The 20,847-nt window shown below is 64.7% G+C and carries 22 protein-coding genes; 16 read left to right on the top strand and 6 right to left on the bottom strand.

From position 1 onward, the window contains the following. Positions 1–161 precede the first annotated feature (161 nt). From WKW82_RS03760 to WKW82_RS03770, 3 genes are all read right to left on the bottom strand, one after another. Entirely contained in the window at positions 162–1,091 is a 930-nt protein-coding gene (locus WKW82_RS03760) for an NAD(P)-dependent oxidoreductase (RefSeq protein WP_340340884.1), read from the bottom strand. A 352-nt stretch (positions 1,092–1,443) separates the two neighbouring features. Then, positions 1,444–2,580 (bottom strand): PilT/PilU family type 4a pilus ATPase, encoded by a 1,137-nt coding sequence (locus WKW82_RS03765; protein WP_340340885.1) that lies wholly within the window; start codon positions 2,578–2,580, stop codon positions 1,444–1,446. A gap of 405 nt (positions 2,581–2,985) precedes the next feature. Further along, positions 2,986–4,029 (bottom strand): type IV pilus twitching motility protein PilT, encoded by a 1,044-nt coding sequence (locus WKW82_RS03770; RefSeq protein WP_340340886.1) that lies wholly within the window; start codon positions 4,027–4,029, stop codon positions 2,986–2,988. A gap of 72 nt (positions 4,030–4,101) precedes the next feature. Here WKW82_RS03770 and WKW82_RS03775 point away from each other — a divergent pair, with 72 nt between their 5' ends. The 4 genes from WKW82_RS03775 to WKW82_RS03790 all read left to right on the top strand — a co-directional run bounded on the left by WKW82_RS03775 (position 4,102) and on the right by WKW82_RS03790 (position 8,341). Then, positions 4,102–4,791: a YggS family pyridoxal phosphate-dependent enzyme gene (locus WKW82_RS03775; protein ID WP_340340887.1), complete on the top strand. Its 690-nt coding sequence runs from the start codon at positions 4,102–4,104 to the stop codon at positions 4,789–4,791. Positions 4,792–5,190: 399 nt separating this feature from the next. Continuing rightward, entirely contained in the window at positions 5,191–6,114 is a 924-nt protein-coding gene (locus WKW82_RS03780) for a hypothetical protein (RefSeq protein WP_340340888.1), read from the top strand. Beyond that, complete coding sequence (locus WKW82_RS03785; protein WP_340340889.1) at positions 6,108–6,506, top strand: hypothetical protein; 399 nt, start codon at positions 6,108–6,110, stop codon at positions 6,504–6,506. Before WKW82_RS03780 ends, WKW82_RS03785 begins: the two co-directional genes overlap by 7 nt. Before the next feature lie 764 nt (positions 6,507–7,270). After that, positions 7,271–8,341 (top strand): sialidase family protein, encoded by a 1,071-nt coding sequence (locus tag WKW82_RS03790; RefSeq protein WP_340340890.1) that lies wholly within the window; start codon positions 7,271–7,273, stop codon positions 8,339–8,341. A 134-nt stretch (positions 8,342–8,475) separates the two neighbouring features. Here the strand turns inward: WKW82_RS03790 and WKW82_RS03795 are convergent, their stop codons facing one another. Next, complete coding sequence (locus WKW82_RS03795) at positions 8,476–9,243, bottom strand: hypothetical protein (protein ID WP_340340891.1); 768 nt, start codon at positions 9,241–9,243, stop codon at positions 8,476–8,478. Positions 9,244–9,317: 74 nt separating this feature from the next. Between WKW82_RS03795 and WKW82_RS03800 the strand changes: the two genes are divergently transcribed. After that, the gene (locus WKW82_RS03800) at positions 9,318–9,476 is read left to right on the top strand and encodes an aldehyde dehydrogenase family protein (protein WP_340340892.1); all 159 of its coding nucleotides are present in this window, start codon (positions 9,318–9,320) and stop codon (positions 9,474–9,476) included. 223 nt (positions 9,477–9,699) lie between these two features. Here the strand turns inward: WKW82_RS03800 and WKW82_RS03805 are convergent, their stop codons facing one another. Continuing rightward, positions 9,700–9,891 (bottom strand): helix-turn-helix transcriptional regulator, encoded by a 192-nt coding sequence (locus WKW82_RS03805; RefSeq protein WP_340340893.1) that lies wholly within the window; start codon positions 9,889–9,891, stop codon positions 9,700–9,702. Positions 9,892–9,964: 73 nt separating this feature from the next. After that, positions 9,965–10,123 (bottom strand): hypothetical protein, encoded by a 159-nt coding sequence (locus WKW82_RS03810; protein WP_340340894.1) that lies wholly within the window; start codon positions 10,121–10,123, stop codon positions 9,965–9,967. A 191-nt stretch (positions 10,124–10,314) separates the two neighbouring features. Here WKW82_RS03810 and WKW82_RS03815 point away from each other — a divergent pair, with 191 nt between their 5' ends. From WKW82_RS03815 to WKW82_RS03865, 11 genes are all read left to right on the top strand, one after another. Then, positions 10,315–11,589, top strand: coding sequence for a Glu/Leu/Phe/Val family dehydrogenase (locus WKW82_RS03815; protein WP_340340895.1), 1,275 nt, complete (start codon positions 10,315–10,317; stop codon positions 11,587–11,589). Positions 11,590–11,853: 264 nt separating this feature from the next. Then, positions 11,854–12,999, top strand: a complete 1,146-nt coding sequence (locus WKW82_RS03820; protein WP_340340896.1) for a DUF2242 domain-containing protein — start codon at positions 11,854–11,856, stop codon at positions 12,997–12,999. A 119-nt stretch (positions 13,000–13,118) separates the two neighbouring features. Then, complete coding sequence (locus tag WKW82_RS03825; protein ID WP_340340897.1) at positions 13,119–13,631, top strand: RDD family protein; 513 nt, start codon at positions 13,119–13,121, stop codon at positions 13,629–13,631. A 26-nt stretch (positions 13,632–13,657) separates the two neighbouring features. Then, on the top strand, positions 13,658–14,380 hold the full coding sequence (locus tag WKW82_RS03830; RefSeq protein ID WP_340340898.1) for an RDD family protein: 723 nt from the start codon (positions 13,658–13,660) through the stop codon (positions 14,378–14,380). Beyond that, on the top strand, positions 14,377–15,375 hold the full coding sequence (locus WKW82_RS03835; RefSeq protein WP_340340899.1) for a stage II sporulation protein M: 999 nt from the start codon (positions 14,377–14,379) through the stop codon (positions 15,373–15,375). The genes WKW82_RS03830 and WKW82_RS03835 overlap by 4 nt, the downstream gene beginning before the upstream one ends. Further along, entirely contained in the window at positions 15,365–16,096 is a 732-nt protein-coding gene (locus WKW82_RS03840) for a hypothetical protein (RefSeq protein ID WP_340340900.1), read from the top strand. The genes WKW82_RS03835 and WKW82_RS03840 overlap by 11 nt, the downstream gene beginning before the upstream one ends. After that, the gene (locus tag WKW82_RS03845) at positions 16,080–16,859 is read left to right on the top strand and encodes a DUF4129 domain-containing protein (RefSeq protein ID WP_340340901.1); all 780 of its coding nucleotides are present in this window, start codon (positions 16,080–16,082) and stop codon (positions 16,857–16,859) included. Before WKW82_RS03840 ends, WKW82_RS03845 begins: the two co-directional genes overlap by 17 nt. After that, positions 16,856–18,064, top strand: a complete 1,209-nt coding sequence (locus tag WKW82_RS03850; protein ID WP_340340902.1) for a DUF4350 domain-containing protein — start codon at positions 16,856–16,858, stop codon at positions 18,062–18,064. The genes WKW82_RS03845 and WKW82_RS03850 overlap by 4 nt, the downstream gene beginning before the upstream one ends. 19 nt (positions 18,065–18,083) lie before the next feature. Next, the gene (locus tag WKW82_RS03855) at positions 18,084–19,079 is read left to right on the top strand and encodes an AAA family ATPase (protein ID WP_340340903.1); all 996 of its coding nucleotides are present in this window, start codon (positions 18,084–18,086) and stop codon (positions 19,077–19,079) included. A 20-nt stretch (positions 19,080–19,099) separates the two neighbouring features. Further along, a complete protein-coding gene (locus WKW82_RS03860) occupies positions 19,100–20,467 on the top strand; it encodes a DUF58 domain-containing protein (protein WP_340340904.1) in 1,368 nt (455 codons plus the stop codon). A gap of 51 nt (positions 20,468–20,518) precedes the next feature. Then, positions 20,519–20,743: a hypothetical protein gene (locus WKW82_RS03865; protein WP_340340905.1), complete on the top strand. Its 225-nt coding sequence runs from the start codon at positions 20,519–20,521 to the stop codon at positions 20,741–20,743. Positions 20,744–20,847: the final 104 nt, after the last annotated feature.

Below are 20,847 nucleotides of genomic sequence, written 5' to 3' on the forward strand. Positions count from 1 at the left end.
CCACCGTCCGATGGAGGAGACGCCGGTCGCGCGAGTCACTTCCTTCGAAGCCGTCCTTCGGGCGACCTGACCAGCCGGGAGGTCGTTTCGCGCAGCGCAGCCGTACTCCCGTACGGCGAGCACCGCAGGCCCGAGATCGGCGGCCGCAGTAGAAAGATTCCTCACCTTCCCAGTCGAGTGATGAGGCTCGACGTGTCCCAGCGCCGGCCGCCGGCCCGCTGCACGTCGCCGTAGAACTGGTCGACCAGCGCCGTCACCGGCAGCGTCGCGCCATTGCGCCGCGCCTCGTCCAGCACCAGGCCCAGGTCCTTGCGCATCCAGTCCACCGCGAAGCCGTAGTCGAACTTGCCGTCGATCATGGTCTTGCCGCGGTTGTCCATCTGCCAGCTCTGCGCGGCGCCCTTGCCGATGACGGCGAGCACGGTTTCCATGTCCAGGCCCGCGCGTTGTCCGAAGGCGATGCCCTCGCTCAGGCCCTGGACCAGCCCGGCGATGCAGATCTGGTTGACCATCTTGGCGAGCTGGCCCGCGCCGCTGGTGCCCAGCAAGGTGACGGCGCGCGCCATGTGCTCGACCACGGGCTTGACCTGCTCGAAGGCCGCCGCGTCGCCGCCGCACATCACCGTGAGCGCGCCGTTCTGGGCGCCGGCCTGTCCGCCGGAAACCGGCGCGTCGATGAACTGCAGCCCCGCGGCCAGCGCCGCCTTGGATAGTTCGCGCGCCACGTCGGCCGACGCGGTCGTGTGGTCGACGAAGACTGCGCCTTTGCGCATGCCGGCCAATGCGCCGGTCTCGCCGAGCACGACGGAACGCAAGTCGTCGTCATTGCCGACACAGCTGAACACGATGTCGGCATCCGCGACGGCTTCGCGCGGGGTGCTCGCATGGCCCAGCGTGCCGGGCGCCTTGGCTTCGGTGAGTTGGGCAACCCACGCGGCGGCCTTGGCGCCGGTGCGGTTGTAGACGGTGACGTCGTGACCCGCGAGGGCAAGGTGCCCTGCCATCGGATAGCCCATCACGCCGAGGCCGAGGAAGGCGAGCTTGCGTGGCGGAATGGCGTCGTAGGTCTTGGGGGAGATGAGAGAGGTCATCCGGGAAGCTTATCAATGCTCGCCTTGGCGTCGCGCAGCACGGGCAACACGAAAGCGGGATCGGACTTGGCCGGACGCGGGACTCAAAGCTCACGCGAAGGAGGCGAAGGACCCGAAAAAGCAAAAAGCAAGGAGCAAGGAGCACGAAAAGAGTGGGCGCAAGAACTCGATCCGAACGGGGAGTATCCGAACTTCTTTTCGGTCTTCTTTCGCGTCCTTCGCGGAACTTTCGCGTCCTCTGCGTCCGGCAGTCCGCATTCGACTGCCATCAAACGAGCGCAGGCCTCAACGAGCGGAGCCATCAAACGAGCGCAGACCTCAAACGAGCGCAGACCTCAAACGAGCGCAGACCTCAAACGATCGCGAAGTGCTCCGTCCCGGCAGACAAATCCGAGGCGCGCGCGCGCTGGCTGTTGAGCTTGATCTGCAACCGCAGGTCATTCTGCGAGTCGGCGTTGCGCAGAGCGTCTTCCAGCGAGATCGCGTTGTATTCGAACAGGTCGTAGAGCGCCTGGTCGAAGGTCTGCATGCCGAGGTTGCGACTCCTCTTCATGATCTCCTTGATCTCGCCGACCTCGCCCTTGTGGATCATGTCGGAGATCAACGGCGTGTTCAGCAGGATCTCCACCGCCGCCACGCGTCCGCGGCCGTCCTCGGTCGGGATCAGGCGTTGCGACACCAGCGACTTGAGGTTCAGCGACAGGTCCATCAGCAGCTGCGTGCGGCGCTCTTCGGGGAAGAAGTTGATGATGCGGTCCAGCGCCTGGTTGGCGCTGTTGGCATGCAGCGTGGCCAGGCACAGGTGGCCGGTCTCGGCGAAGGAAATGGCATGGTCCATCGTTTCGCGGTCGCGGATTTCGCCCATCAGGATCACGTCCGGCGCCTGGCGCAACGTGTTCTTCAGCGCGGCTTCCCAGCTGTCGGTGTCGATGCCGACTTCGCGCTGCGTCACGACGCAGTTCTTGTGCGGATGCACGAACTCGATCGGGTCTTCCACCGTCACGATGTGGCCCTGCGAGTTCTCGTTGCGCCAGTCGACCATGGCGGCCAGCGTGGTCGACTTGCCAGAGCCCGTCGAGCCGACCAGGATGGCCAGGCCGCGCTTGGTCATGGCCACGTCCTTCAACACCTGCGGCATGCCCAGGCCGTCGATGGTCGGCAGCTTCTGCGGGATGGTCCGCATCACCATGCCGACCTTGCCCTGCTGCACGAAGGCGTTCACGCGAAAGCGGCCGATCGAGGTCGGCGAGATCGCGAAGTTGCACTCCTTGGTGCGCTCGAACTCGGCCGTCTGCCGGTCGTTCATGACCGAGCGCACCAGGGCCAGCGTGTGCTGCGCACCGAGCGCCTGGCCGGAGACCTTGACCACCTTGCCGTCGACCTTGATCGCCGGCGGAAAGTCCGCCGTGATGAACAAGTCGCTGCCGTTGCGGCTCACCATGAGCTTGAGCAGGTCGTTGATGAACTGGCTGGCTTGATCGCGTTCCATGACGAACTCCTGTTTGTGCCTACTGGGTCACGCTGAAATGAAACCCACCCCCGCAGCGCCTGCGGCGCCCGCGCGGCCGCCAGAGGCGGCTGCTCTTGCGGGCCCCGTCCAAGCCTGCGCAGGCTGGCTTGGAGCCGCGGCCCCCAGCCCCTCAAGGGGGGCGCACCCAGCGGCCCGGCAAAGCCGGATCCGCGGGTGCCCACTAACAGGCATTGCTCGCTCGGGTTTCATGCGTCGCGGGTCACGCGATAGCGTGGTGGAAAGCTCATATGAATGATGTCGATACCCCGGAACAACCGTAACCCCTTTCCAGGGACCGGCTTTGCCGGGCCGCGGGTGTCGCCACCGGCGAGAGGGGCTTGGAGGAGCGGCACGCAGCGCCGCGTTCTCGGGTGAGCGCCATGTTCAGCCTGGGAAATTCTCGGGAATCTTGGCTTTGCCGCGCGCCTCTGCCGCGCTGATGACGCCACGGCGGACGAGGTCTGTCAGGTTCTGGTCCAGCGTCTGCATGCCTTGGCCTTGGCCGGTCTGGATCGACGAATACATCTGCGCCACCTTGCCTTCGCGGATCAGGTTGCGGATGGCCGGTGTGCCCAGCATGATCTCGTGCGCCGCGACACGGCCCTGGCCGTCCTTGGTCTTGCACAGCGTCTGCGAGATCACGGCCTGGAGGGACTCCGACAGCATTGCGCGGATCATGTCCTTCTCTTCGCCCGGGAACACGTCGATGATCCGGTCGATGGTCTTGGCGGCCGACGAGGTGTGCAGCGTGCCGAACACCAGATGGCCGGTTTCCGCCGCCGTCATGGCCAGGCGGATGGTTTCCAGGTCACGCATTTCGCCGACCAGGATCGCGTCGGGGTCTTCACGCAGCGCGGAGCGCAGGGCGGCGGCAAAGCTGAGCGTCATCGGCCCGACTTCGCGCTGGTTGATCAGGCACTTCTTCGATTCGTGGACGAATTCGATCGGGTCTTCCACCGTCAGGATGTGGCCGTATTCGGTTTCGTTGAGGTAGTTGACCATCGCGGCCAGCGTGGTCGACTTGCCCGAGCCGGTCGGGCCGGTCACCAGCACCAGGCCGCGGGGGCGCAGGGCCAGGTCGGAAAAGATCTTGGGCGCGTTGAGTTGCTCCAGCGAGAGGATCTTCGACGGAATGGTCCGGAACACGGCCGCCGCGCCGCGCGACTGGTTGAAGGCATTCACCCGGAAGCGCGCCAGGCCTTCGATCTCGAACGAGAAGTCGACTTCCAGGAACTCCTCGTAGTGCTTGCGGTGGATGTCGCTCATGATGTCGTACACCATGGCATGCACCTGCTTGTGGTCCAGCGGGTCGACATTGATGCGCCGCACATCGCCGTGGACCCGGATCATCGGGGGCAGCCCCGAGGAAAGGTGCAGGTCCGATGCCTTGTTCTTGACGCTGAACGCCAGCAATTGGGTAATGTCCACGAGGCTCCTCAATCAGCAGTGACGCGCTGGGCAAAATTCGCCCGGTGACGTTTTGATACGATTCTGACGATTATGACGATGATTGCGAACAAGCTCCAGCAAGTTCAGGCGCGGATTGTGACGGCCTGCACGGCGGCTGGGCGCGATCCTGCAAGCGTGCGCCTGCTTGCAGTATCCAAGACCTTTCCCGCCGAGGCGTTGCGGGAGGCCCACGAGGCCGGACAAAGGGCGTTCGGCGAGAACTACGTGCAGGAGGGCCTGGCCAAGATTGACATGCTCACCGATCTGCGCGACGAAATCGAATGGCACTGTATCGGCCCGTTGCAGAGCAACAAGACCCGGCCCGTGGCCGAACGATTCGACTGGGTGCACAGCATCGACAGGCTGAAGATTGCCGAGCGGCTGAGCGAGCAGCGGCCGGCCGGGTTGGCGCCGTTGCAGGTGTGCCTGCAGGTGAATGTGGACAGGGGGGCGAACAAGTCGGGCGTGGCGGCGGAGGAGGCGCTGGACTTGGCGCAGGCCGTGGCGAAGCTGCCGCGGCTCAAGCTGCGGGGGCTGATGGCGATCCCGGAGCCGGCGGAGGGTTTCCAGGCGCAGCGCGAATTGTTCCTGCGGGCCGCCGCCGTGTTCGCGCAGATCCGGGCGGACGGTATTGCGCTCGATGTGCTGTCGATGGGCATGTCGGCCGACCTTGAGGCGGCGATCGCGGCCGGGAGCACGATGGTGCGGATTGGCACGGCGATATTCGGAGGGCGCGGCTGAGGGGACGGCAGGTTGCCGCGCGGCAGGCAGGGGCGTCCATTTGAGCAGTAGGTCATGCCAGCGGGCGTGTTGCGCACGAGCTCTCGAGTGATGATCGAAGTGGCGCGTTGCTGCGTGCGTGCCATGGCCCGCACTCTGCAATTGCGCAGAAGCGTGCTCGCTATGGTCACGCGGTCCTCGGGCTGGAGTTGGCGGGGCTGATTCGGTCTTGCATGTGAACACCTTACGTCAAGGGGTGCTGCACTTTGGATTTGAGGGTCGCCCATGTATGTGGGTGGCCTTCTACATGTGCAAATAATCAGCAGCCAAGTGGCTAGTACAACGTTCGATTGGAGACAAGTATCCTCACGACGCGTCCCAAGTCATCACGTCGAAACAATAAGACTGTTGGAGGCGGCCATGCGCTACGGTCCCAGCAAAACTATTTTGATTGCAGTCATTGCTGCTGCGATTGCTCCGCTGATTCTGGAAGGCATTTGGGCTCTGTATCTCTTGGGAAACTATAGGAGCCCGAGTATTCGTTGGACTCCGATTTTTTTCGAATACGGCCTTTCAATTTCTACAATCCTTGGCTTGATGGCATGGGCTCGATGGTCTCCTGAGACTTATATCCGAGCCGTAAATTCAATTGGCTGGGTGGCGTTGGGCTCGTTGTCAAGAGCGCAGAAGATGGCGACCTGGGGTTTGGTGGCCGTTTCGGGATTTGCGTTTCTTATTCATTTGCTTCAAATTGGGATTGGAAAATGCGCCGAAAGCACCGTCTGGTATTGGGCGGCAATTTGTTACTTCGATAATCACGTAATGAGCTTCTGGTTCCTCGGATCTCATTTCGACGCCATTAAGATCTTGATGATCGAGTTGGCAGGGTTAATTCTGGGCATGTTTGCGGGATGGATTTACGGATTTTGGCTTCCGCCAGTTCTGTTTGATCCACCTAGGAAGGAATTGGCGGAGACTTTGGCGGAATGGCCTCATGGAATTCCGCGAGCACACATAGTCAATACGCTGGACTTCGTTGTGAGGGAAGAGTCCAATAGCTCGAAATGGAACCCCCAAGATCGGGACTTGGCGCAAGAAAGGGTAAAGGAAATTGTGGATGACTTCAATAAGGACGATTTCGAGTTTGGAGTCATGGCAGTGATTCGTCTCCTGCCTCTGGAAGTACAGGCGCGACTAACTCGCCTCTTTTTTGATCCACTCTTCCCAATGAAAAGATGGGTGCTGTTTCTGTCATTTCTGGTGGCTGGCGCTTTTGTTTTATTTCCAATTGTTGTTCGCGTCTTGTTGGTGTATTTTAATAGACTGGAGGACAAACTATGGTAAACGTCACCATGCCAACGGGGATGAGAGATGAAGAATGGGTAAGATTTTTTGGTGCGGTCAAGTTTAGAGCGGCTCGCGAATTGACTCTTTCGCCGGATGAGGATGAGTTAATAAAAATCATCCATTGCTTGCAAGATGTCCACATAGTTGAAAATCCAAATGATGTAACAGTCATATTCGTGAGGAAAGGCGCGCGTGTGGTTGATATTGAGACCATCGGCTCAAATTACGACAAGCGACCCATTCAATCCTTGCGCGCTAATCATGTTTGCACTGGCGGTAGCAAGTGTCTGGGCAATGTGGAGTATTGCTGTGGCGGAGGGGGCACCGTCGTCGGCGCGTGTTACGGAGTGTGGAAATGCTCTAGAGGATCTAGTGTAGAAGTCACCTGAATCCGCTGGCTAGATCAACAAATGATGCTGCCAGAAATCGGACAGAGAGCAATTCCCGATGTGATGGAGTTGGCGTCATGGTTGCCGCGAGGCAACAGAAACCGCACTGAAGGCAGCTGATCTTGCTAGCGTGGGCCAGGAATCAATAAATGATGATTGCGCGGCGGCGGAGCCCCCGCTTCGCTCAAGAAGACCCGACAGTCGGTGACTTGATCGTGCCCAGGAATATCTCAAATCTCGGCTGATTCGTGATTGCGATTTTGTTGGCCCATCCGATCATCCCGACTGTGAGCCATCCCAAAAAGAAAAATCAAAACCAGGAAGATGATGTAGACCATGGCCAGTCGAATTCTGCGGGTGCTGGAGTTCTCCTTCCGGAGGTGCCTGGTAGCGTTGCCTAAGCCGGAAGGGCCGGAACCAAACAAGTAATACGGTCACCGGCGAACCGATCGCGAGGTGAGCGACCATGGCACTGACGGATCGATATGCGGCGAACCTTCACGGTGTGCTGTCGTGCTACGCCAGAGCGAAGTGCTGGCCGCACTGAACATCAAGAAGCCCATCCACTACGCCCAAATGAACCGGCGTAGTGGCAATCCGTGAGGGCGCCCTATACAGATCAAGGACTGACAGCGGTTGGTGTCGAACTCGGGAGGTGCCACGGCACTCTCCACCCGTTCGGGGATGACGACGCATACGTCGAGCTTCAGCGTCCCATCCACAAGGGGCCGCCGGCCCTCGAACATCCAACGCGAAGGATCGCCATGTCGTACGCCATCGTTTCGCGGTACCGCGCCTTCCTGCTGCGCTCGCTCTTGGCCATGCTTGCAGCCGCAGTCATGTTCCCGTCTGCCCGCGGGGGCCCGCTGGACCATTGGACGGTAACGCCCGCGCCGCCTCCGCCACATTCCACCCAGCCCGCATCGACGTCCAACAACAAAGGCATTGCCTTCGGGAATGGCCAGTTCGTGATCTTTGGCGAAGGGGAAACACATTCATCCACGGACGGCATCCACTGGACGACGGAGTTCACCAACACCTGCCACCACGGGGTCGCGTTCGGCAACGGCCGATTTGTCGCAGTGGGCGCGGACACGCGAACAAGCACCACGGGATCTGGCTGGACGAACATTCGACCTCAGATCTACTCCGGCTCCACCATCTGGCTCAGAGCCATCGCCTTCGGCGAGCACAAGGGCCGATCACTCTTCATTGCTGTCGGAGACACAGGTCAAATACTCACTTCGTCGAACGGTATCGCCTGGACGAAGCGAAACCCAGGCGCAATCGTTCCCAATCCCCAGCCGTACCTGCAAGCCGTCGCGTACGGCAAGGGACGCTTTGTTGCAGTTGGCGACAACAGCACGATCATCACTTCTGACAACGGCGGATTCACCTGGACCCAAAGAGGGATCGGCACAGTCAACGGAACGTTCGCAGGCGTGGCCTACGGCAACAACAAGTTCGTGGTCGTGGATGCCGGAGCCTTGTTTGAATCCGCCGACGGAACCACCTGGTCCGCCCCCATCCCGGTCACCGGAATGAAGCTCTCCGGGATCGGATACACAGACCTCCCGCCCAAGACCTTCGTCGCCGTCGGACTCACAACCGGTACTGTTGCCCACCCTCCGAGCGCAATCCTCGCCTCCATCAACGGCGGGCCATGGACACTCAAACCCGCACCCACCTTCACCGAACTCCGGGACGTGGAGTACGGATTGAACATGCTTGTGGCTGTCGGCCAGGGCGGCGCGATCTTGCACTCAGACAAGATTCCGCCACCAGGCAAGCCACCGTGCATCCCCTCCAGCCGCAAACCCTTTGGCTGCAAGTAGAAGTTTGGCAATTTCGGCACGCGTCACGCGTCCTTGGCAAGAAGACGCTGGAAAACGAAACTCTGAAAGAGACTGCGGAGGCGTTGTTCGGTCGCTTCGATGGCCCGCGTCGGAACGCCGGCCTCGCTACCCGATCAGTTCGCGGCGACCATGCGGGAACTGCGCTTCAGGTCCACGGCGACAGAAGAAGCAACGTCCGCAGCCGCGCCATTCAAGGCATCTGCGCTGGCCCTGGTATCGGTCATCAACGCGCTGAAGTTCGGATACGTCGTCTTCGGCAGCCTGTTGCGCCAGCCCTCCGCCGTCGGGCGCCAACCCACCGAGTGGAAGCCGCGGTAGAGCGGGTTTGCCCTGTCCTTGCCCAGCAAGGTGGCCACAGCGGTGACCGTGGGCAAGTACTCCGTGCTGTTTTGCGGTGACACGAAACCCACCAGGGTGGGCGCAATCACCAATACCGCATCCGCGTCCGACTGGATCTGGTCGAACTGCAGGCTGAACCGGCCGTCCTTCTCGTTCCAGGGCGCGTCCTGCTCGTTGACCGTGTAGCCCTGTGCCTTCAATTGGCCCACGACTTCGGTCGTCAAGGCCGCGGAGGTGCTGGTGCCCTGGTCCTGGTAGGCCTTGGACAGCGTGTTCGTCTTGCTGATCTGGTCGGCCGCGGCGATCAGCCCGCCAACCAATCCGAAGGCGGTGCCTGGGTGGCCAATGTTCATCACCGTGTACGTCTTCGGCTCGGGGGTGCGCACGACGGCGATGGTCTTGATTTCCGTCAACTTCGCTGGCGCGGCCTCGATTCTTGGAACGGGGCCGACGCAGCCGGTCAGAAGAGCCAGTGCCGCGATGCCCGCGGCAAGAAAAGCGTTTCGAATCAGTGTTTCCTCCCTGGATTTATATGTGAACAACAGTCTCTCAAATGAGGGGGCTGCTGCCCAGCGGAGGAAATCACGACTTCCGATTCCTTTGCCGAAAGGGCGTGATGGCGCTCGGTTCCAGCGCGCTGCCTGGACAGGTGGTCGATGCCGTGGTGCAAAACGCCTTGCGCTCCGCCGGCCAGCGCTGCTCCGCGTCGCGCCTGCTGTGTGTGCACGAAGGCATTGCGGACCAGGTGATCGAGATGATCCGCAAGCCGAACTGAGCGGCGGCGATCCGTCGTTGCTGGCGACCGATGTCGGCCCCGTCATTGAGGCTGAAGCCTTCGACAACATCGCCCGTGCCACGCGAAAGCCGGACGCGGAACACGAAGTGCTGCTGGCGCCAGAGGCACCGGCTTAGGCCGCGCCCAACTACGTCGCGCCTTCGGCCTGCGAGGTGACTTCGATCGACAGCCTCAAGCGCGAGAACGCAGATACCTCGTGGCGTCACTCTGCTTCGAAGATCGACTCGATGGGGCATTCGAAGACGCGCGCGATGACGAAGGCCAGTGGCAGGCTCGGGTCGTAGCGTTCGTTCTCGATCGCGTTGACGGTCTGGCGCGAGACGCCGAGCAACTCGGCCAGGTCGCCTTGCGACCAGCCGTGTTCGGCACGCAGGGTCTTGATCCGATTCTTCAACGGTAGCGCCGCGAGGCCAATTGCAAGCCCACGATCCACAGGACCGCCATCGCAGGCCAAACCCAGAACATCGTCACGCGCGGAAAGCCGACGTCGGCGACAGGCTCAACGCGATGCGCACGCCGGTGTCCTCGACCGGCACACGCTTCAATGCGAGCAGGGATGTCGTCAGGACGACGGCGTACAACCCCATCGCACCCAGGAGCTCGGTGTAGTAACGGCACCATTTCATGAAGTCTTCCCTGTAAAGCGTGCTTTCCATTCTGCACACGCACCCATCGCATGTAAAGCAAGCTTTCCACCGGGATTCCCCTTACCTCTTTCGCATAACAGCCATCGCATCCACGCATAAGCATGGCGCGGCGGGGAGCATCGGTCTATCGTTGCGCCCATCCATTCACCCAAGGCAACAAAGGCTTCGTCATGAGCGAAAAACTTTCCTTCGTCAATCCCACGCCCAACAGTCCGTGGGGCACCTATCTCCAGCAAGTCGACCGCGTGATCCCCTATCTCGGCGACTTGGCGCGATGGTCTGAAACGTTGAAGCGCCCCAAGCGCGCGCTGATCGTCGACGTGCCGATCGAGATGGACGATGGCACCGTCGCGCACTTCGAGGGCTATCGCGTGCAGCACAACATGTCGCGCGGGCCGGGCAAGGGCGGCGTGCGCTTCCACCCGGACGTGACGCTGGAAGAAGTGATGGCCCTGTCGGCCTGGATGACGGTCAAGACCGCCGCGGTGAACCTGCCCTACGGCGGCGCCAAGGGCGGCATCCGCGTCGACCCGAAGACGCTGTCGCTGAAGGAACTGGAGAAGGTCACGCGCCGCTACACCAGCGAGATCGGCATCATCATCGGCCCGCACACCGACATCCCCGCGCCAGACGTCAACACCAACGGCCAGATCATGGCCTGGATGATGGACACCTACTCGATGAACGTCGGCGGCACGGCCACCGGCGTGGTCACGGGCAAGCCGCTGCACCTGGGTGGTTCGCTCGGCCGCGTGAAGGCGACCGGCCGCGGCGTGTTCGTCACCGGCCGTGAAGCGGCACGCCGCCTCGGCCTCGACCTGCGCGGCGCGCGCATCGCGGTGCAGGGCTTCGGCAACGTGGGCTCGGTCGCGGCAGAACTGTTCGCCGAGGCGGGCGCGAAGATCGTCGCGGTGCAGGACCACACCGGCACCATCGTCAACGAGAACGGGCTCGACCTTTCGAAGCTGATCCCGATCGCCCGCACGGTGGCCGGCGCGGTGAGCTTCAAGGGCGGCGACGTGGTGCCCAACGACAAGTTCTGGGACGTTGCCTGCGACATCCTGATCCCTGCGGCACTGGAAGGCCAGATCACCGCCGAGCGCGCCAAGAAGACCACCGCCAAGCTGGTGCTCGAAGGCGCCAACGGCCCGACGGTGCCCGAGGCCGACGACATCCTGGCCGAGCGCGGCGTGCTGGTCGTGCCGGACGTGATCTGCAACGCCGGCGGCGTGACGGTGTCGTACTTCGAATGGGTGCAGGACTTCTCGTCCTTCTTCTGGGACGAGGACGAGATCAACGTGCGGCTGGACCGCATCATGATGAATGCGTTGAACCACATCTGGGACACGGCCGACAAACACAAGATCACGCTGCGCACCGCGACTTACGCGGTGGCCTGCGAGCGGATCCTGATGGCGCGTCAGGAGCGCGGCCTCTATCCCTGAAATCACTTGGCTCGACCCCAGGTCGCCGCTTTGCGGCGCTCACCCCTGCCGGGGGCAACACCAGCGGCCCGGCGAAGGTTGTATGGTTGTTGTCCAGTACTTGGGCTGAACCGATCAGCCTCAAAGGGTTTCTCGGAGCGCCGGTTCCGCGGCGTTTCTGGAATGGAGCGGTACTTTGCGATGCTCGAGGGTGGACAGGGAACGCTTGGCGAGCGCGCATGCTCGAAGCTGTGCCGGTGATCCGCCGGGTAGCATTCCAGTCCCATGAAGTCCAAGCGTTTCCGCCTCCCCGATTCCGTTTCGCGCCCGCGTTGGGGGGCGTGGCTTGCCCTGCTGTCGGCAGTGGCCTTGGCGGGGTGCACCATGTTCTCGGCGAAGCGCACCTCCTGGGACACCGAGGAGTTCGACTCCACCACCACCCACACGCGGACCTTTCCCACCACCACGGCGCAGACCTGCGAGGCGGCGCGGCGTGCGTTGCTGAGCCAGGGCTACCTGATCACGGCGGCCAACGCCGACCTGGTGACAGGGCGCAAGCACTTCCAGCCGGCCAATGAGGTGCACCTGGAGGTCGAGGTCCGGGTGGTCTGCGCCAAGGAGGCGCAGGGCAAGGCGAAGCGCGAGAGCACGCTGGCCTTCGTCAGCGCCTTGCAGGACCGGTACAGCCTGAAGAAGACCAACAACTCCGCGAGTGTGGGCGTGGGCGTGCTGGGATCCCTGTCGCTGCCGATTTCCGCCAGCGACGATGCGATGGTCAAGGTGGCCAGCGAGACGGTTTCGGACGCGCGTTTCTATGACCGCTTCTTCGTGCTGCTGGACCAGTACCTGGTGGCGGACACCGAGGCGGAGGCAGACGGGCCGGCGCCGGTGGCCGCACCTGCGCCGACCTTGGTGGTGCCTACGGCGGCAGCGGCGGCTGCTTCTGCCGCTGCGCTGGTTGCGTCGCCAAGCTCGGCGCCTGCAGCGACGACTGCGCCGGCACCCGCCTCCGCGACGACGCCCGCAGGCGCGTCGGCGGCGTCGGCGAGTGCGACTGCAACGGCGTCCTCGTCGCCGCCAGCTACGGCGTCGACCTCGACGTCGGCCTCCAATGCGACACCGGTGACAACGACGCCTACAGCGACAACGACGCCTACAGCGACAACGACGCCTACAGCGACAACGACGCCTACAGCGACAACGACACCTACAGCCACAGCGACGCCTACAGCCACAGCGACGCCTACAGCGACGCCCGCAGCGACGCCCGCAGCGACACCCGCAGCGACAGCGACGCCAACAACACCGACAGCAACATCCGCACCGGCGCCCACCCCCGCCGCGACGGTATCGCCCACCAGCGCGCCGGGTGCAGCATCCCCCGCACCCGCGACAAATTTACCGATTGCCGCCTCGGCAAACCGAGGCTGAGCGCTTCGGGCATCAAAGGTTGCCAGAACGTGAAAATTCCGTTCTGACCGTTTGAAACGGCTACATAGAATCCGCGCTCACCATTCAAGGGCCCGCACAGCGGGAGGGGAGCAGGGTTCATGGAGCCGACATCGCAGGACGAGCGCTACGCGCCGCCGCAATCGCACGTCGAGGACGTGCAGTCAGAACATCGCCGGGGAGAGCTGGCGGGGCGCTGGACGCGTCTGTTCGCCTACATCGTCGACGGCGTCATCCTGAGCTTCGCGACCCACCTGCTCGGCGATTTCTCGCCGCTGGTCGATCCGGCCGCCGACACGGGAGGTCTCTGGACGCTGCGTGTCGAGGAATTCGGAATGGAACTCGTGCTCTTCCTGCTGCTGAACGGCTACCTGCTGGTCATGCGCGGGCAGACCATCGGCAAGGCACTCTTCAGGATCCGCATCGCCCGGCCCGACGGCGCGCGGGTGTCGACGGCCCGCGTCATCGGCCTGCGCTGTTGCCTTGACGCCGTGACCGGCGTGACCACCGGCACGCTGCTGCTCTACGTGTTCATCGACGCGCTGTTCATCTTCCGCAAATCGCGTCGCTGCCTGCACGACATCATCGCGGACACGATCGTCGTACGCGCCTGAACAGGCCTGAGCCGACAATCCCTCCCGTGCGCCTCGACACGCTCCATACCGCGGAAACGCCCGAAGGCATCGCCCTGTCGCTGCGTCCGGCCGGCCTGATGGCGCGCAGCCTGGCGTACCTGATCGACCTGGCAATCCGGCTCGTGGCTTTCATCGTGCTCGCCATCGTCACCGGGGGCATGGGCGGCGTGGGCACGGCGCTGATGCTGGTCAGCTACTTCGCGCTGGAGTGGCTGTACCCGGTGGTGTTCGAACTCTCGCGCCGCGGCGCGACGCCCGGCAAGCGTGCGCTGGGTTTGCGGGTGGTGATGGATTCCGGCCTGCCGGTGACGCCGGCCGCTGCGCTGATCCGCAACCTGTTGCGCACCGCCGACTTCCTGCCCGCGCTGTATGGCGCCGGCCTGACCAGCATGCTGCTGCGCCGCGACAGCAAGCGTCTCGGCGACCTGGCGGCCGGCACGCTGGTGGTGTTCACCGACAGCGTGAGCCTGCATGGCGAGGTGCCGGGGGCCGAGCCGCTCGCGCCGCTGCGCCCGCTGAACATGCGTGAGCAGGCGGCCATCGTGTCGTGGGCCGGCCGCACGCGTCGCCTGACGCCTGAGCGGCTGGAAGAACTGGCGCTGATTGCGCAGTCGGTGCTTCCGGCGGGCGCGCCGGGTGCCAAGGCCTCGCCGCGATTGCTCGGCGTCGCGCAATGGGTGCTGGGGCGGCGCAACGTCAGCGGCAATGACAAGGGAGCGCGTCCATGACGCCGCTGCAATTCGAAGAGATGCACGCGCCCCTGTGGGCCGAGTTGGAGGCCGAGGTCGGCATCGCCGAGCGCAAACGGAAGTTCGATGGCGCACGGCTTGCCACGCTGTACCGGCGCGTCTGCGAGCACCTGGCGCTGGCACAGGCGCGCGCCTATCCGGTGCACATGACGCAGCGCCTGGAGACTTTGACGCAGAGCGCGCACCGGCTGATCTATCGCCGCCACGACTACGGCATGGCGCGGCTGGGCCGGCTGGTGCTGGTCGACTTTCCGCAGGCGGTGCGCGCGCATCGCGGCTTCCTGCTGGCAGCGACCTTGCTGTTCACCTTGCCGCTGTTGCTGGCCGGCTTCGCGGCATGGCGCGACCCGGGCTTCATCCTGCATCTGCTCGACGCCGACCAGGTGCAGAACTTCGAGCACATGTACGGCGACGATGCCGACGCCTTCGGCCGCAAGCGCGATGCCGACGACGACTGGACGATGTTCGGCTACTACGTCATGAACAACATCGGCGTGGGCTTCCGCTGCTTCGCGTCGGGCATCTTCGCGGGCGTGGGCAGTGCGTTCTTCCTGCTCTACAACGGCGTGCAGGCGGGGGCTGTGGGCGGCTACCTGATCCAGGCCGGGCATGCGCAGAACTTCCTGTCCTTCGTCGTCACGCACGGCGCGTTCGAACTCACGGCCATCGTGCTGTCGGGGGCGGCGGGGCTGCGGCTCGGCTATGCCTGGATCGCGCCGGGGCGGCATACGCGACTGGAGTCCTTGCGGCTGGCCGCGCACCATGCCGTGGTGGTGATCTATGGCGTGGTCGGGATGCTGCTGGTGGCTGCGGCGATCGAGGCCTTCTGGTCTTCGGCGCGATGGGTGACGCCGGGGGTGAAGTACGGCGTGGGTGCAGCTTGCTGGGTGCTGGTGCTGGCCTACCTGAGCTGGCAGGGCCGGCCACGTCGTGCCGCGCAGGCGAAGGACACGGGAGTGGGCCATGCGCGTTGATGGATTGGCCATCGCACTGCGCCCGCGCACGATGGCCGAGGCCGCCGACCTGGGCGCGGCCCTGGTGCGGCAGCATGCGTCGTCGGTGTGGCGCAGCTTCCTGCCGCTCTACGCGGTGGTTGTGCTGCTGGCGCTGTGCACGGCCGAGTTCGCGACTTGGCTGCCGGCCACGTTGATCTTCATGTTGAAGCCCTGGCTGGATCGCAGCCTGCTGTTCATCCTGTCGCGCGCCGTGTTCGGCCAAGCCACGCGATGGGCCGACCTGTGGGATCAGCGCCGCACCGTCTGGGGCGGACAACTGTTGCGCAGCCTGTTCTGGCGCCGGCTGTCGCCGTGGCGCTCCTATACGCAGGCGATCGAGCAACTGGAAGGCCAGCGTGGTGGCGCGCGACGCAAGCGTCGCGACCAGATGCTGCGCGGCCGGCGCGGTGCCGCCACCGGCCTGCAGTTCGCGTTTGCCAACGCGGAGATGGCCCTGTACATGGCCGTGTTGTCGATCGCGCTGTGGTTTGCGCCGGAAGGCAGCCTGCGGAGCGTGTTTGGCTGGATCGTCGATGACTCGGTGCTGTCCAGCGTCTTGGTTGCGAGCGCCTATGCCACCGTGGTCGGGCTGCTGGAGCCGTTCTATGTCGGGGCGGGATTCGCGATGTACCTGAACCGGCGCGTGGAACTCGAGGCCTGGGACATCGAGCAGGAGTTCCGGCGTGACTTCGCGGAGTGACCGGGTGCGCGACCGATGCATGGCTTTCGTCCTGGCCTGCGCCTTTGCGTGCGGTGTGGCGCAGGCCGCGCCCTCCGCGGATGCGCCGACGCGCGAGCAGGTACAAGCTGCAGCGGACGTGGTTCGCGCCGATCCGAACCTGCCCGGCACCAAGACCACCAAGGAACTGCGCTTCAAGGACCGGGGCGAGAAGGACAAGGCCGACAAGCCCGAGGCGAAGAAGAAAGACGATTCCGGCGCCGGCTGGCTGTCCGACTTCTTCCGCGCGGTGAGCGAAGGCGCGCGCGTCTTGGTGTGGGTGCTGGGCGCGTTGTTGCTTGCCTGGGTGGCGGTCAGCCTCCGTCGCTGGGTCAAGGTGCGCGCCGACGGGACTCGCCACGCGATGGATCCTTTGCCCAGTCATGTCGGCGCGCTGGACATCCGACCAGAGACCCTGCCCGCCGACATCGGCGATGCCGCGGCAGGGCTCTGGCAGCGCGGCCAGCAACGCGCCGCCCTGTCGCTGCTCTATCGCGGCGCCTTGTCGCGGCTGGTGCATGTGCAGGCCGTGCCGGTGCGCGCGGCCAGTACCGAGGGCGAATGCGTCGCGCTGGCCTCGCGCACGCTGGCGCCCGCGTCGCAAGCCTTCTTTGCACGGCTGGTCGACGCGTGGCAACTGGCCGCGTACGGCGACCGCCTGCCTGCAACGGCCGGCGTGCTGGCGCTGTGCGGTGAGTTCGACCAGCACTTGCCCGCTGCAGCACCGACGGGAGTGGTGCGATGAAGGACAACCTGGTTCGCATCCTGATCGCGTTGCTGCTGCTGGCGGCGGGGGCATGGCTGGTCAGCGCCACCGAATGGGCCGACACCGCGAACCCCACCCCCGCGCGCGGCGAGGCAGCGACCAACCAGTTCTATCTGGCGCAGAAGCTGTTGCGCGAACTGGGCGCCAAGGTGGTCAAGCGACAGGCGCTCGACCATTTGCCACCGAAAGAGGCGCGACTGGTGCTCTTGTCGCAGCGATGGGACTTGTTTCCGGACCGAGCCGGACGGCTGCGCGAGTGGGTCGAGCAGGGTGGACACCTGGTCATCCCGGACTACATCTTTGACGAGCACAAGTCGCTGAAGGATTGGCTGCCGATCAAGGCCAACTACTACGCCATCCCCAAGCCGGGTCCGAAGCCGGCGCAGGCGCCCGGGTCCCGCGCCGCATTGCTGAAGGACGAAAACTGCCGCAGCCTCACCGAGCCTGAGTCGCTGCCCGCGAGCTACGACGGCGTGCGCAGTTTTCGCGTTTGCTTCGAACCGGGCAGGCGCCAGTTCACGCCGATCGGCAAGACCCAGGCGCTCTGGTCCGTGCAAAGTCCGGCCGGCATCGAGATGTTGCGCGTGCCTGTGGGCAGAGGGACTGTCACTGTCATCAACTATGTGGGTGCGCTCAACAACTTCAACCTGCTGCGCGCCGACAACCCCTTGCTCGTGGCCACCGCCCTGCAGGCCCGCAGCGGCGCCGAGTTCTGGTTCGTCGTCGAGGAGGCGCGCGAGCCCTTCCTGCGTTGGCTCTGGCACAACGGCCAGGCCGCGATCCTGCTCGGCCTGCTGGCGCTGGCCTTCGCGCTGTGGCGCGCGGGCGTGCGCTTCGGGCCCTTGATCGCATCGGCCGGCACGCAGCGTCGCTCGATGGCCGAGCAGGTGCGCGGCACCGCCGAGTTCCTGCACATCCACGGCGGCGATGCCTTGCATGCGGCCCAGGTTCGCGCCCTCGACGAATCGGCGCAGCGGCATCTGCACCGCCATGCCATAGGTGATGCGGAACGACTCACCGCCGCCATTGCGCAAGCCACCGGCCTCGATGCACGCGCGCTGTCGGAGGCGATGGCCTTGCGCAAGCGCGGCCCCGGCGCACTGGCGGCCGACCTCGAGCTTCTGGAGACGGCACTGCGCCGCCTCGATGCGAATGCGATCCCGCACGCATCCACATCTCACTGATCTATTCGAAAGACTCCCCATGTCAGAAATCACCCCCGACGAATTGACCCGCGCTTCCGGCTGGCTCGACGCATTGCGTGCCCAGGTCGGCAAGGCCGTGGTCGGCCAGGCCGAGGCGATCGACCAGGTGCTGGTCGCGCTGGTCGCCTCCGGCCATGTGCTCATCGAAGGCGTGCCCGGGCTCGGCAAGACGCTGCTCGCACGCGCGCTCGCGCAGGCCATGTCGCTGCGCTATGCACGCGTGCAGTTCACGCCCGACCTGATGCCTTCCGACATCACCGGCCATTCGGTGCTCGACCCGTCTGGTCGGGGTGAGAGCGGTATCGGCACCTTGCGCGTGCACCAGGGCCCCGTGTTCACCAATCTCCTGCTGGCCGACGAAATCAACCGCGCACCGGCCAAGACGCAGAGCGCGCTGCGCGAAGTCATGCAGGAGTACCAGGTCACGCTGGAAGGCAAGGCGCTGCCCTTGCCAAAGCCCTTCATGGTCATGGCCACGCAGAACCCGATCGACACCGAAGGCACCTATCCGCTGCCCGAGGCGCAACTCGACCGCTTCCTGCTGAAGATCGACATCGGCTTCCCGAGCCACGAGGAAGAGAACGCGATCGTGCAACTCACCACGCAGCACCGCGCCGGCAACCAGTTTCCGCTGGACGCCGTCACGCCTTGCCTGGCCGAGGCGCATGTGATCGAACTGCAGCGACTCGCTTGCCTCGTGCATGCCGACGCGCGTGTGGTCGACTACGCGGTGCGCATCGCACGCGCCACGCGCGACTGGCCGGGGCTGTCCTCCGGCGCCGGTCCGCGCGGCACCATGGCCCTGATCCGCGCCGCACGCGCGACGTCGCTGATGTGTGGCCGCGACTTCATCACGCCCGATGACGTGGCCAGGCAGGCACTGCCGGCCTTGCGCCACCGCGTGATGATCTCGCCCGATGCGCAACTGGAAGGCCGCGGCGTGGACGACCTGCTGCGCGGCGCGCTCGACAGCGTCGAGGCGCCCAGGCTCTGAGTTCGCAGGCAAGTCACGCGATGCGCCGTTTGCTGATCCCCACCCGCGCCACCGTGCAGGCACTGGCCGGCCTGGCCGTGCTCGCCGCGGTGGCGTCGATGGCCGGCGTGCCGTCGGAGTGGGTGGGGCTGGCGAGTGGTGTGCTGCTGGCCGCGGGCATCGGCTATGCAGGCGTCGACCTGTGGCGGAGCTGGCGCCAATGGCGCGCGGCGCCCTTGCGTGTCGAGCGGCAGTTGCCCGGTGCGTTCTCGCTCGGCGTGCCGACGGTGCTGTCGCTGACGTTGGTGAACGAAGGCACCGTCGATTGGCAGGTCGCGGTGTTCGACGAGGTCGATCCGCACTTCAGCTTCGAAGTCCTGCCGCAAGACGTGGTGGTGCCGGCCAGCGCCAGGGTGGAGCTGCGCTACACGGCCACCGCACTGACGCGCGGCGTTGCGCAGTTCGGCGTCACGCAACTGCGCTGGCGCACGCGCGCCGGTTGCTTCGAGGTGCGCCAGCCATTGGGCCAGCCGCAGCGCATCCGCGTGTATCCCAACTTCGCCGCGCTGGCGCGCTATGCCTGGCTGTCGGGCGACCGGCGCCTCGCGCAGATCGGCATCAAGACCTTTCAGCAGCGCGGGCAGGGCACCGACTTCCGCCAGCTCGCCGACTACCGCACCGGCGACTCGCTGCGCCACATCGACTGGAAGGCCACGCTGCGGCACCAGCGCCCGATCGTGCGCGAGTTCCAGGACGACCGCGACCAGTGCGTGTACTTCCTGCTCGACTGCGGCCGCCGCATGCGGGCCGACGAAGGCATGCGGGCGCAGCAACCACGCGGGGGCAGCCACTTCGACGAGGCGCTCAATGCCTTGATGCTGCTGAGCTACGTGGCGCTGAAAGAGGGCGATGAAGTCGGCGCGATGACCTTCGGCGGGCCGCCGGAGCAGCGCCGCGACTTCGCGCCGCGCAAGGGTGGCGCCACGCTCAACGCGCTGATGAACCGGCTGCACGACATCCAGCCCGGCGCCACGCATTCCGACTATCAACTGGCCGCGCAGGAACTGCTGCGCGTGCAGCGCCGCCGCGCCTTGGTGATCGTGCTGACCAACTTCCGCGACGAGGATGCGGCGGAACTGCGACCTGCGATCAAGCTGCTGCGGCGCAACCATCTGGTGCTGGTGGCCAGCCTGTGCGAGCGCGTGCTCGGCCGCATCGCCGGGCAGCCGATCGTGCGTGCACGCGACGCGGTCGACGTCGCCGCCGCGCATCTGTTCGACCAGTCGCGGCGCGATGCGTTTGCGCGGGTGGTGGGGAATGATCCCTTGTCCATCGATGTCGAGCCGGCGCAGCTCGCGGTGGCCTTGGTCAATCGGTATCACGCGGTCAAGCGGGCGGGGCTGCTGTAGCAGCCACCGGTAACGACAAGAGAGTTTTCATCAACCAAAGGGAGTAGAAAAATGTCAGGAGCAATCAATCCATACGCAGCACCCAACGCGGCCGTGGCCGATGTGGGAGGCAACGGCAACGAAGTCCAGCCGATCAAGCTGTGGTCGGCCAAGGGAAGGATCGGACGGCTGCGGTATCTCGCGTACACCACGGCGGGGGGCCTGATCTTCAATGCCGCGCTCAGCGGGCTGGTCTTCGCAATGGGTGGCGCCAGCGCCAACCCCATGTCATCCTAAATCCGGCGGTTACCCAGTCCCCGGGAGCCTATTCGGAGGCCTGAAGGGGCCGATGGTGGGTGCGATGCGGTGGCTGATGTAGCGCAGCATCGCCGCCCATGGGT

This window comes from Variovorax rhizosphaerae, from assembly GCF_037889975.1.
GTDB classification, from domain to species: domain Bacteria; phylum Pseudomonadota; class Gammaproteobacteria; order Burkholderiales; family Burkholderiaceae_C; genus Variovorax; species Variovorax rhizosphaerae.